The 12755-nt window shown below is 42.2% G+C and carries 14 protein-coding genes and 1 riboswitch; of the genes, 5 read left to right on the top strand and 9 right to left on the bottom strand.

Annotated features, from left to right (window positions below; translation table 11 throughout):
• Positions 1-22 precede the first annotated feature (22 nt).
• Positions 23-223, top strand: coding sequence for a cold-shock protein (locus AC25Y6_RS09440; protein ID WP_067205063.1), 201 nt, complete (start codon positions 23-25; stop codon positions 221-223).
• 168 nt (positions 224-391) lie between these two features.
• On the top strand, positions 392-2518 hold the full coding sequence (locus AC25Y6_RS09445) for an MMPL family transporter (RefSeq protein ID WP_488142800.1): 2127 nt from the start codon (positions 392-394) through the stop codon (positions 2516-2518).
• Between the two features lie 47 nt (positions 2519-2565).
• Here the strand turns inward: AC25Y6_RS09445 and AC25Y6_RS09450 are convergent, their stop codons facing one another.
• The 4 genes from AC25Y6_RS09450 to AC25Y6_RS09465 all read right to left on the bottom strand — a co-directional run bounded on the left by AC25Y6_RS09450 (position 2566) and on the right by AC25Y6_RS09465 (position 4892).
• The gene (locus AC25Y6_RS09450) at positions 2566-2724 is read right to left on the bottom strand and encodes a hypothetical protein (protein WP_482101503.1); all 159 of its coding nucleotides are present in this window, start codon (positions 2722-2724) and stop codon (positions 2566-2568) included.
• A complete protein-coding gene (locus tag AC25Y6_RS09455) occupies positions 2721-3197 on the bottom strand; it encodes a hypothetical protein (RefSeq protein ID WP_482101504.1) in 477 nt (158 codons plus the stop codon). Before AC25Y6_RS09455 ends, AC25Y6_RS09450 begins: the two co-directional genes overlap by 4 nt.
• A 42-nt stretch (positions 3198-3239) precedes the next feature.
• Positions 3240-3893, bottom strand: coding sequence for a pentapeptide repeat-containing protein (locus AC25Y6_RS09460; protein ID WP_488142801.1), 654 nt, complete (start codon positions 3891-3893; stop codon positions 3240-3242).
• A 129-nt stretch (positions 3894-4022) separates the two neighbouring features.
• Entirely contained in the window at positions 4023-4892 is an 870-nt protein-coding gene (locus AC25Y6_RS09465; RefSeq protein ID WP_488142802.1) for a putative RNA methyltransferase, read from the bottom strand.
• 175 nt (positions 4893-5067) lie between these two features.
• Here AC25Y6_RS09465 and AC25Y6_RS09470 point away from each other — a divergent pair, with 175 nt between their 5' ends.
• Together AC25Y6_RS09470 and AC25Y6_RS09475 are read left to right on the top strand one after the other, a co-directional pair.
• On the top strand, positions 5068-6195 hold the full coding sequence (locus tag AC25Y6_RS09470) for a CAP domain-containing protein (protein ID WP_488142803.1): 1128 nt from the start codon (positions 5068-5070) through the stop codon (positions 6193-6195).
• Between the two features lie 71 nt (positions 6196-6266).
• The gene (locus AC25Y6_RS09475; protein WP_488142804.1) at positions 6267-7406 is read left to right on the top strand and encodes a zinc-dependent alcohol dehydrogenase; all 1140 of its coding nucleotides are present in this window, start codon (positions 6267-6269) and stop codon (positions 7404-7406) included.
• Between the two features lie 749 nt (positions 7407-8155).
• Here AC25Y6_RS09475 and AC25Y6_RS09480 read toward each other — a convergent pair.
• The 5 genes from AC25Y6_RS09480 to AC25Y6_RS09500 form a co-directional block, all read right to left on the bottom strand.
• Positions 8156-8710, bottom strand: coding sequence for a superoxide dismutase family protein (locus tag AC25Y6_RS09480; protein ID WP_482104668.1), 555 nt, complete (start codon positions 8708-8710; stop codon positions 8156-8158).
• Positions 8711-8821: 111 nt separating this feature from the next.
• Positions 8822-9814 (bottom strand): LLM class flavin-dependent oxidoreductase, encoded by a 993-nt coding sequence (locus AC25Y6_RS09485; protein ID WP_488142805.1) that lies wholly within the window; start codon positions 9812-9814, stop codon positions 8822-8824.
• Positions 9811-10050, bottom strand: a complete 240-nt coding sequence (locus AC25Y6_RS09490) for a DUF896 domain-containing protein (protein WP_488142806.1) — start codon at positions 10048-10050, stop codon at positions 9811-9813. Before AC25Y6_RS09490 ends, AC25Y6_RS09485 begins: the two co-directional genes overlap by 4 nt.
• A gap of 24 nt (positions 10051-10074) precedes the next feature.
• The gene (locus AC25Y6_RS09495; RefSeq protein WP_488142807.1) at positions 10075-10557 is read right to left on the bottom strand and encodes an RrF2 family transcriptional regulator; all 483 of its coding nucleotides are present in this window, start codon (positions 10555-10557) and stop codon (positions 10075-10077) included.
• Between the two features lie 146 nt (positions 10558-10703).
• On the bottom strand, positions 10704-11387 hold the full coding sequence (locus tag AC25Y6_RS09500) for a phosphoribosylaminoimidazolesuccinocarboxamide synthase (protein WP_488142808.1): 684 nt from the start codon (positions 11385-11387) through the stop codon (positions 10704-10706).
• Between the two features lie 318 nt (positions 11388-11705).
• Between AC25Y6_RS09500 and AC25Y6_RS09505 the strand changes: the two genes are divergently transcribed.
• Positions 11706-12425: a YebC/PmpR family DNA-binding transcriptional regulator gene (locus AC25Y6_RS09505; RefSeq protein WP_488142809.1), complete on the top strand. Its 720-nt coding sequence runs from the start codon at positions 11706-11708 to the stop codon at positions 12423-12425.
• 72 nt (positions 12426-12497) lie between these two features.
• A riboswitch (TPP riboswitch) is annotated at positions 12498-12606 on the top strand.
• Positions 12607-12755 lie beyond the last annotated feature (149 nt).

Consider the following 12755-nt stretch of genomic DNA (forward strand, 5'->3'; position numbering starts at 1 on the left):
AGCATACGAGGAGGATACACACATGGAACAAGGTAAAGTGAAATGGTTTAACGCAGAAAAAGGATTTGGCTTCATCGAACGCGAAGATGGCGACGACGTATTCGTACATTTCTCGGCTATTCAAGGAGAAGGCTTCAAGTCTCTTGAAGAAGGTCAAGATGTTACGTTTGAAATCGAGCAAGGCCAACGCGGTCTTCAAGCTACAAACGTAAACAAAAACTAATTTGAATTAACCATTCAAAAGCCAAGCCCCTCGGGGTTTGGCTTTTTTCTTTGTCTAAAATTATATTATTGACCCTGATATCCATATCGCTCCATTTAAAGACATTACCAAGATTATCCGTTATTATAGAAGAATAGATTTAGCCTATAGATAGAAAGGGTTGGTTTAATGCTTACACTAGCGCGCTTTGTAACAAGTGCACATAAATATATTATCTATGCGTGGATTGCGATTTTCCTCGTCATGGCATTTTTCGCAATTAAGTTGCCAGGACTCCTTGAAGGAGATGGCTTCCGTATGGACGGCGAGCATGCTGATGTTATGGATATTGTGTCGGAGGATTTTGGGTTGCCCGCCGAAACGATGTTTCTCGTTTTCAACGACGTCCAAAATGACAAAATAAAGTCAACTCTCGATAAAATAGATAAACTTAACGTCACGTCAGAAATCGCTTCCCCTTTGGAGAATTATAATCAATACAAAGATGGCGTTTCGTACGCACTTCTACATTTTGATAATGAAGCAGAAGATATGTCCGCCATCGTTACGGACATCCGCGACGCAGTAGGTAATGAAAAAGGGATTACACTAACTGGTGCTTCAGCAATTTCCAAAGACATCAACACAGCAAGCCAACGTGACCTCATGACAGCAGAAGCAATTGGGTTACCAATTGCAATCATTATCCTCCTATTCGCATTCGGGACTGTCGTGGCTTCATTCGTACCGTTACTAATCGGTATCGTGACGGTCATCTCCTCATTTGGAGTATTAACAATTCTCGGTAGTAAAATGGATTTATCCATTTTTGTTCTGAATATCATACCAATGCTTGGTCTTGCACTCAGTATTGATTTCGCTTTGCTGTTCATCAGTAGATATCGTGAAGAGCGCAAGAAGAGCGACATACATGAAGCAATTGTCACAACGATCCAAACGGCCGGCAGATCGGTTATCTTCTCCGCATTTTGTGTATTCATCGGGCTTGGTGCAATGCTGCTTATTCGTGTCGATCTTTTCCAAAACATCGCAATAGGCGGAATGATTGTCGTCGCAATGGCTGTTTTCGCCTCCGTAACATTGCTACCTTCCGTACTCATCGTTCTCGGTGACCGGATTAACAAATGGCAGCTGTTGAAAGAAAAGCCTGCTGAAGCGTACGGCTGGCGCAAATTTGCCAATGCAGTTATTAAACGTCCCGTTACAATCACAATTATTGCATTTGTTTTACTCGGAATTGCAATACTTCCAGTAAAGAATATGGATTTAACTATTCCGCAAATCGAATCATTACCGGAGTCGTATGATACACGCCAAGCCTTTGAGCTGATGGACGAAACGTTCGGTCTTGGTGACCAGTCTTCTGTTTATGTAATTGCAGAGCGTACTGGCGGCTGGGAAGATACAGAAGGACTTAAGTCAATGAAGGCACTTGAAACCGAACTTTCAAATGACTCTTTGGTGGATGAAGTAAATACACTTTTCACCGCCAGTGACATCGATTCCGTAGAACAATGGGAGCTAGCGATGACAGTTCCGGATCTGGCTGGGGGGCTTTCCCCTTTAGTTGACACATTCGTTAAAGATACGCAACTCATGATTCCAGTAACCCTTCTTGCCAATGGCAGTTCCAAAGCAGCTCAGGAATGGGCGCGTGATTGGTCAAACAAGGAAACCGATTGGAATTTATCAATCGGAGGAAACCCTAAGTTCAATCAGGAAATCTTCGATGAAATCGCGGATAAAATTTTGTATGTTTTATTAGTGATCATTGTATCAACTTTCTTCATCCTGATGATTGCCTTCAAATCCATTTTAATACCCATTAAAGCGATTCTTATGAACATCGTCGGATTGTCCGCAACGTTCGGTATTCTCGTTTATATTTTCCAGTATGGACATTTTGGACTGGAAGCAGGCACGATTGCGCTTATTATTCCTGTCATCGTCTTCAGCCTCGTCTTCGGACTGAGCATGGACTATGAAGTGTTCCTAATTTCACGGATGCAAGAAGAATATGCGAAGACGTTGGATAACGACCATGCAACGGTTGAAGGACTTGCGACAACTAGTAAAATTATTACCTCAGCCGCACTGATAATGATTGTTTTGACGGGGGCATTCGCCTTTACGGATGTTTTACCTGTGAAACAAATTGGCGTCGGTATCGCTATTGCAGTCGCTATTGACGCTACAATTATCCGTCTACTTCTTGTTCCTAGCCTGATGAAACTGTTTGGCAAATGGAACTGGTGGCTCCCTTTCAGAAAAGGTCCTCATAAACCTGAAAACTAGACAGCAAAAAGCGCATCAGGATCATAATTCCTGATGCGCTTTTCCAATTATACTTTTCCAGATTCAGTTAATAACTCAACGATATTCACAATCGGCGCCATCCCATTTTCAATGTTGTTCATAGTTATTGTCATTGTGATATAAATTAACGCAATGCCAATTATGATGAATAGCACAAGGCCGATGACGAGGGTTTTGCCTTTCATCGAGCATCATCCTCGTCTTCGACTCTTGTGAATTCCTCTTCAATCAAATAAACGTCTGCTTCGTTATAATCACCGAAACTTTCTTCCAGATTCAAGCCGTGATATAAATTCCAGAAACCTTGCTCTTCCATAAGGATTAGCTCTTCGCCCTCATCGTTGACAAACTTTTGTACAATAGCTTGCGGTTCAGGCGCACCTTCGGATAATGCTTTAATCGAATCTGCAATTATTTTGCGCAGTTCCGCTTCTGATGCTTCACGTATATTGACGAGACCGCGTTCATCCGCATCATAACCTGGAATTCCAGCTACGTAGACAAAACCGTTGCCGTTCGGATGAAGATGTTGAACAACGACTGTTTTTTCGTACAAGCTTTCCTCATAATGATAGTTGACCCGTTTCATTGACACGTCTTTGCGTGTTAGTTCGGGAATTGTTTCGATAATCTGTTGTTTCTCTTCAAATGTCAGCATATTTGTTCACTCTTTTCCACTCTGATTTCGTTTAGTATACCATTATTCTTCTTTCACGGATAACCCAAGCACACGTGCAAAACCGATTGCCTGATCTTTTGAGACAATACAGCCGGCAATTTTCGGCAATGTAACTTCAATACGGTCATATGTACTGTCTGACAAATCAACACCATTCAAATCTGTTTCAGTGAAATTGATATTATCCAACTTGCATACCTTAAATTGTACATTGTTAAATGAACTTTCATAAATATCGCCATCCGTTAAATTACATTCCACAAACTCGACTTCCTTCATGCCAGAGAAACTGAAGTTAATGTAGCGGCCATCGCATTCCTTAAATAACGTATGACCCACTTTGGCATTCGCAAAATCTGCACCCGTCAATTTCGAATTGACCACTTCACATCTGTGAAACACGGCACTTTGAAAATTGATATTGGAAAAATCACATGTGTCAAATACAACGTCAACGAATTCCGCACCTGATAGGTCGCTTCCTGCAAACGATACATCTTTGAAGACAACGTCATCGAAAGTCAATCGCTCCCCTTCCGCACCAGTCATGAAGCCGCCATCAATTCGAACTTTTTCAACATATCCTTCATTGTCCAGAATCTCTTCCACCCGCATCGCCTTGTGGGTTACTGACATTTTCGGTTTCTGTCGTTTACTTGCTTTCTCTTTAGTCAACATAGATCCCCCTTTAGCGAGTCTTCCATTCTGTAAATAAAATAATTAAAATGATGACCGCGATCGCAAGTATATAAAACCAGCTTGGAACACTGCTAATTCCACCAAACATGTTTTTCGTCCCTTTCTTTACTTAGCCCTTTTCACGCCTGTAATGACTGTGAAATCGATTGTAATGCTCTTTATATCCATTTTAAGTGCTTCTTCGACTTTAGCATCACTGGCCCCCCATGTAAGTGGTGTCATGCGAATGAGTGGCGCCAATAAGCCAGACTCTAGCGGAAATAAATAGGTAATCCGCTCAGTAGTGACCGAATCGAAATGTTCCGTGAAGCGAGCGACTGCATCTGTTTCTTCTTTGCGTTCTTCATTCTCATAAAAAACAGATCGCAACTCTTGTAAATAACCACTTTCGGGTACCGCCTTTATAAATAGTCCATCAGGCGTCAACAGACGCGTAAACTCCGCGTAATTCGCTGGCGATAAAATATTTAAAATAACGTCGAATCGCTTATCGTTAAAAGGACAATTTGCAAGATCCGCTACACTCCAGACAGCTCCCGGATACTCTTTGGCTGCAGCCGCGATTCCCTCTTTTGCAAGATCAATGCCCACGCCAGTTGTATGGTTTGGCAATTGCGATAGTATCGTCGATAAGTGCGTACCTTCACCGCATCCTGCATCGAGAATGTTAGGTCGATTCCGTCCCTCGATATGTGTAATTACTGTATTTATCATAAAATCAAGAACTGGTTTAAAAAAACCGCTGCTCATTACCGTTTTTCTTGCTTCAAATAGCGATTTGTCGTACTTTGTCATATGGGCTTGTGGAGCCAGATTGACATAGCCGTTTTTTGACAGGTCAAATGAATGGCTATCTGTGCAGACAAGCCGCGCATTGTCCGCCATACTCATACCAGATGAGCAGATGGGGCATCTGAACAACTGAGAATTGGCTTCCATTACTTGTGCATTTATCATTTTTCTCGATATAGTCATACGTTTAAAACTCCGATCATCAGTTGTACTAACACTAACAGTATACCGCTATTTTGCGGGGACTGGAAATGGAGTGAATTTTACCTATCGCTACCAAATCGTTCATTATTCAAATAGGTTATCGCTGTATTCAACCCACTGTTGGGGGTTACAATAGCAGATAGGAGGCGATTCCATGAAACGATTATTCCTTTTCATTCTTTTCTTGAGTGCACTATACTTCACAAAACCTTACTGGGAAGAACCAGTCTCACAACATGTTGATATCTCTTTTCTGGATCCTGTTGACGAAAAGATTGGAACCCTTTTAACGAAAGAATCACTGGATACTGCAGTTCAGCATATTAGCGAAACGATAAATAAAGCTGTCAGTCTTGTAACTTCTAAAACTGCCCAAGTAGAAGAAACTGCTGTTGCAGTTAAAAAACCTATCCTGGCTAAACCGGAGAAAACACGCCTATCCATCCATAATATTGAACTCGGGAGCACAGAGAAGATCGTTGCGGATGAACTCGGTCAGCCAAAAAGTCAATCCACGAATGAATACGGCACCGAATGGTTTACTTATCACGACAACTATCAAAATTTCGTTATGGTTTCATTTGATGAAAAGCATAAAGTGAATGCCATTTATACGAATGATGATTTAATTTCATCAGTCGCCGGCATTAAATACGGTTCCCTTAAATCCACAGTTCGCGAAACACTTGGTGAACCTATCAAAGAAATTCGTAAAGGCTTATCTATTTATGTTCTCCAGGAAAGCGATGGTTTTGATGTCTTTAAATCAGGTGATATCTACACATATGTTTTTTATGACCTGCATCAGAATTCAAAAGTAACTGCCATCCAGCTAATCGCTGATTCATTGGAAGATAAAAAAAGCGCAATCTATGCCAGAGGTGATTCAGATTTGCGTGACGGTTTTGAGCAACAACTATTTGATTTGACAAATGCAGCGCGCGTCCGTCATGGCCTGAGCATTCTAGAATGGGAGCCTAGCGTAGCTATAACAGCACGCAAACATAGTGCCGATATGGCAGTTAATAATTATTTCAGTCACGATAACAAACAAGGCAAGTCCCCGTTTGACAGGATGGAAGACGACGGCGTCAAATTCCGTGGAGCAGGTGAAAATCTTGCTTACGGTCAATCCAGCAGCATCTTTGCACATGAAGGTCTCATGAATTCTGCCGGTCATCGTGAAAACATTCTGCTCGACACATACAGCCATCTTGGTACGGGTGTTTCGTTCAATGATAAACTGCAACCTTATTACACAGAAAACTTCTTGCTTAAATAAACACCTATTAGAATTTGTGAGTCAAATTTAGGGAATTGGATAGACTAGTAACAACTAGGAGGGAAAATCCAATGAAAGCCGTTACTTACCAAGGTCCAAAAGACATTAAAGTGAAAAAAGTAGACGACCCTAATATCGAAAAACCCGATGATATTATTGTCAAAGTGACTTCCACAGCAATTTGCGGTTCAGACCTGCACATCTATTTGGGCGCTATGCCAACGCATAAGGATTATGTGATCGGTCATGAACCAATGGGCATCGTTGAGGAGGTCGGCCCAAATGTGACTAAAGTAAAAAAAGGAGACCGAGTCGTTATTCCGTTCAACTTGGCATGTGGTCAATGTTTTTATTGTGATCATGAAATGGAAAGCCAGTGTGACAATTCGAACGCCAATCCACATGTAGACACGGGCGGATATCTCGGATTTACAGAACGTTACGGTAACTACCCCGGGGGACAGGCCGAGTATTTACGTGTTCCGTACGGCAACTTCACCCCTTTCGTCATTCCAAAAACGTGTGAACTGCCCGACGAAGCACTTCTTTTCATGTCGGATGTCTTGCCAACCGCTTATTGGAGTGTAGAAAATGCGGGGGTTAAAAAAGGAGATACTGTCGCCGTCCTTGGGTGCGGTCCAGTCGGCCTCATGGTCCAGAAATTTGCATGGATGAAAGGCGCCAAACGTGTGATAGCAATTGACCACGTGCCGTACCGCCTGAACCACGCGGTTAAAATGAATAAGGTCGAGGCGTTAAATTTCGAGGACTTTGATTCCATTGGCGGTCATATTAAAGAGATCACTCGCGGCGGAGTCGATATTGTCATAGACTGCGTAGGAATGGATGGTAAAAAGAATATGTTCGAAAAAGCCGGGCAGAAACTGAAGCTTCAAGGTGGCACATTAAGTGCGGTCAATATAGCACAGAGCGCTGTCCGTAAATTCGGGACCATCCAACTGACAGGCGTTTACGGTTCTCTTTATAACATGTTTCCCCTAGGCAAACTCTTTGAGCGCAACATAACGCTTAAAATGGGACAAGCCCCCGTCATTCATTACATGCCAATGCTGTTTGATAAAATCACAAAAGGTGAATTCGATCCAACAGAAATTATTTCCCATGTGGTTCCGCTTAAAGAGGCCCCCATCGCTTATCAACATTTCCACGACCACGAAGATGAGTGCATAAAAGTCATTTTGAAACCTTAATATTAAAAACGCTAGCGAGAAAGGCATGAAAACTGGTATTTTCACTGGTCTATTTCCGGCCCGCTTTCGGCGAATTAATCACGAAAGTTTTACCGGGGGGCAAGTGTGGCTAGAAGTGACTTCGTCACTTCTAGCCACACTCTTTTCAGTTTTACTGTTGTGATTATTAGCCTGTCGCGTTCCTACAATATCCAAGTAAAAAATGCAGTTGCTCTGAGAGTAAAGAATAGATGCCATTCTATAGGGATTATAAGTGCTAGAAAATGAAACTTCGGGCACTTAAGCACATTGTACATTGTGCTCTCTACGTACTTTTAGCAAGGACTATGTGAATCTATATAGAAAGTGACACTTCCCTAAAATGAAATAAGAGGAACTATAGTAGAAGGCTTGAGCGGCTAAAATTATATCTTAAGCCGCTTCTCTCCAGGTCAGAAGCAAGCTATTCTTTCGTCCCAAAAAGCTTCGGAACTTCTTGTAATTGTGTCTTTGGAGAGCGACGGATGGACAACCACCATAAGATTACCGAAAAGATTAGTAGGGATGCGACGAAGTCGCATCCCTACTAATCAAAACGTCTCGATAATGGTATAGAAGTTGTTCCATTCAAAGCGCTCCAAAGACAACACTAAACGTATTCCTCAATGTTTGACCATGTTTTTTTTGGTTATTTTTTAATCAACAGGCGTGAGAAGTTACATGATTGTTTTGTGGTATCGCCTTGAATTAAACGCCCCTCACACTTCACCTTATTTCTTCCCAATCGCAGCACAAGCAATTCGGTCACCTGAATTACCCGCTGGATCCGTTTTATAGTCATCTGCTTTTTCATGGATGACAAGCGCACTGCCATCGCTATCTAGAAGGGTATTATCTAAATCAGGCTTTAATGTTACAAAGGCTGATGTCACTTCGGCGACCGCTTTACCTTGCGCATCAACTTCAAGGTTTGGTAAATCACCTAGATGAAACCCTTTTGGATTATCAAATCCGTGTTCTTTATCTTCTGGATTAAAGTGAGCTCCAGCCGATTTAAAATCAGGCGTAGTACATACCGCTGTTTCATGTATATGGATACCATGCATTCCGGGAGACAGCCCCTCTGCCTGAATATTGATCGTCACACCGCCATCCCCTTCAACAAAGGTGGCTTCACCAATTTCTTTACCTTGTGTATTCACAATCGGTGCTTTCACCGATTGGACGATCTCTCCACTGACCTGCAATTTTGAACCACCTCCCCCACACCCACCAACAACTACTAAAGCACACAGCATTAAAGATATTCCTAATTTTCGTTTCAATACGATTCCTCCCTATTATCTCTTCTTTAGGAGGATGGCTTCCAGGTGAAATTCTATACATAGCAAAACGCTGCTAACTCCAATCAATGGAATCAACAGCGCTCATCAAACTTAAATTAGTTCTTTCGCCAATAAACGATACACATTTAAACGCTTCTCTTGCGAGTGGGGAATGCTACAAATCATCGCTTCATCAAATCCGTAAGTTTTTTGCTCTTCCTGCAATCGCAGTGCTATTTCTTTTGCGGTTCCCACTAAATGAATACTGCGATTCTCTTTAATCGTCATGCGGTCCATTTCAGTTAACGGATAATTTTGAGCTGCTTCAGGCGTTAATGCCTGCCCCAAGTGCCCCCTCCTCAGCAATAAGCGTGAAATGTCCTGAGGGACTGCTTCGAACTCCGCTTCTTCTTTCGTTTCAGCTACCGTTACCATATAGGATACATTGATTTCTGGTTTCTCCAGGAATACCGATGGCTCAAAGTTGTTTTTATAAGCATCCAAAATTTCTTTCGTCATGCCGCCATTGAAAAATTGTGCAAATGAATACCCTACGCCCATTCGTCCTGCCTGAACGGCACTATTGCCACTCGAACCAAGTAACCAAGCTTCCGGTAAAACAACGTGAGAGGGCGTTGCAATTGTTTTATTGTATAAGTTATTTTCAGGCACTTCATCGTTGATTAATTGCAGTGCTGTCTCAAACTTTTCATACATATCGTTGACCATCGGCTGGCGCCCTTCGGATAACGCATAAATAGAATGGTTATCGCCTCCAGCCGCACGACCGACACCAAAGTCAATCCGTCCGGGTGAAAGAGCACTTAGTGTTTTATATACTTCAGCGAGTTTCAACGGTGAGTAATGCATCATCATCACACCGCCTGTACCGATACGAATTTTTTTCGTTTTAGCGGCCAAATGAGCTGCTGTTACCTCAGGTGCTGAGCTTGCAAATGCTTTTGTGCCGTGGTGTTCTGCCATCCACATGCGGTGATAGCCTAATTCATCTGCCAAGATTGCCAGCTCTTCTGCATTTTTCAAGGCACCAGGTGCAGTATTACCACTCGTTATTGGAGCTTGATCGAGTATGCTTAATCTCATATCTTTATCGTCCCTTCTCCATCTCTTTTTCTTTGTTGACGAATCTTTTCAGGTGTAACGTCCTCTCCAAGTGGATCGATTACAGTAATGCCCGAAACGGTATTGAGAACTTGACCACGAATTTCTCGTAAATAGTCTTGTTGCAATACTGTTTGTTCAACCATTTCAGCGTTTGTCAAACCTTCTTCGCGTTGTTTTTTAGCTAGCTCATTAATGCGATCTAAACCTTTAATCATTTTATCTTCCTCTTTTCCTTGCTCTTACAAGACCATTTTTTCACGAATCAATTCTTGTAGTGAATCCACGTTCTGTTGAAAGCGCTCTGTCTGAATTCCCTCTGACAGGGATGCGATTGTTTCACGCTTCAGTACAGATTTCCAAACCGATTCAGCCTCTTCCATTAAATCCGTTAACAAACAGCATCTATCTTCTTTTTCCAAATCAAGCATGTCGTCAAGGATACCACTCGCAGAATACAAGGATTGCTGCCCTTCAATAGCTAGATAAATATCGTATACTCGAATCTCTTCAGGCTTTTTCTTTAATTTGAAGCCGCCTTTTACACCCGGCACGGAGGTAATCAAGTCTGCACTGACCAGTTTTCTCAACATTTTTTGAAAATACGTTGGTGAGGTACCCAGTTGCTGACTAATCGCTTCTCCTGGTAGGACTGCCCTATCCGGCAGCATATTTAAAATCAGAATCGCATAAACAGATTGCTCAACGCCAGTTTTCATTTGCATAAAGTTCGCCTCTTTTATCAATCTAATGTGGATATCTATTATCCTCTTTATCAAACTTTATCTTACAGTACTCATAAAGTACACTTATTTGATTTCATAAAAAACCGCTGACAGCCCATTTCCATGGAGTTGTCAGCGATTTTCATTTACGCGAGTATGAGTTTTTCTAGATCCATCGGTGTGATATAAATACCATCCTTGTAGACACGCATATTGCCGCCTGAAATTTCGTCGATCAGCATGATGTTGCCTGTTTCACTGTCGCGTCCGAATTCAAGTTTAATGTCGTACAGATCCAGACCTTTCACTGCAAGCTCAGCTTTGACTACGTCTGAAATTTCTTTCGTCAATGCCTCAAGTATAATATATTCCTCCGCTGTCAATAATCCAAGTTGCGCGAGTGCATCTTTGTTAATCGGCGGATCGTTGCGATCATCATCTTTGAGCGTTACTTCAACGAATGCGTCCAAAGGCTGTCCTTCTTCGCAATACGCGCCGTATCTGCGTAAGAAACTTCCGACTGCACGGTATCTACAAATGACTTCAAGACCTTGTCCGAAAACTTTGGCGGATCTAACCGTCAGAGTTACTTCATCGATATCAGCATCGACGTAATGTGTCGGAATGCCTTTCTCAGCCATTTTCTCAAAAAAGAATTTCGTCATGCGCAGCCCGGATTGACCCGCACCTTCAATCGTCAACCCAACTGTGTTAGCGCCCGGATCAAAAACTCCGTCTTCTCCAGTAACATCATCTTTAAATTTCAGCAGGACATTGCTGCCATCCAATTCGTATACATCTTTGGTTTTCCCTTTATAAATAAGTTTCATGTCCACGTTTCCTTCCATAAGAAAATGTAGTTCCATCATTAGTATAAGTCACTTTTACAATAAGAAACAATAATTTTTTTATTATCGTGAGATAGGTCAGGGTTTCATACCACCAAACGCCTCGTGCCATAGACATGGATGCACTTTTGCTGGCCTGATCGTGAATACTGTTCGACGGTTTCTGGTAACTGATCGACTGCCTGCAAAGTTTCCTCCCCATACTGCCCACTTTTTTAAATTCCCACTCGTCTATATATCCCTATTTGTTGTATACTTATTCTAGTAAATCTATGCACATTCGAAAGTGAGTGGAACTTTATGGGTCGTAAATGGAATAATATTAAAGAAAAGAAAGCGTCAAGAGATGCAGATACAAGCCGTATTTACGCGAAGTTCGGGCGTGAAATCTATGTAGTGGCTAAGCAAGGCGAGCCTGACCCTGAATTGAATCAAGCGCTTAAGTTTGTAGTAGAACGCGCAAAAACATATAGTGTCCCAAAAGCGATTATCGACCGCGCGATTGAAAAAGCTAAAGGCGGTTCAGAAGAAAACTTTGACGAGCTTCGTTATGAAGGGTTCGGACCAAATGGCTCGATGGTTATTGTCGACACACTGACAAACAACGTCAATCGCACCGCATCGGAAGTGCGTGCTGCTTTCGGTAAAAATGGCGGCAATATGGGCGTTAGCGGATCCGTTGCCTATATGTTCGAAGCGACAGCCGTTATCGGACTTGAAGGTAAATCGGCGGACGACATTCTCGAACTGTTAATGGATGCCGATGTCGAAGTGCGTGACATTTTGGAAGAAGAAGAATCCGTCATTATTTATGCGGCTCCCGACCAATTCCATGCTGTTCAGGAAGCTCTTAAAAGTACCGGTATTACAGAATTTACCGTTGCAGAGATAACAATGCTTGCACAAAATGACTTGACTCTTTCACCAGAAGCACAAGTACAATTCGAAAAAATGATTGATACATTGGATGATTTGGAAGATGTTCAACAAGTACATCACAACGTCCACCTAGACGACTAATTTAATTATTCGCTCTTTCATTCCTTCAAGTGTCATGCTATGCTACTCTTAGATTGACAATTTCATAACATATTCGACCATTAGGGGAATCCTTTTAAAGGACTGAGAAACGAGTTCCACTCCGCTACCCTTATCACCTGAACGGGTTTGTACCTGCGTAGGGAAGTGGCGTGTCTTCTTTTCAGTGCATTCAAATGCCAATGACAGACCACTTTCCATACCAGGAAAGTGGTCTTTTTGTATTCAGAAAAGCGTAAGGCGCCGGAGAATGAATAAGTAATCCTGCTAATACCGCTTCGGCGCTTTGTGGATGCCTCCCGCGATAAGCCA

The organism is Sporosarcina sp. Y1004 (assembly GCF_057669665.1).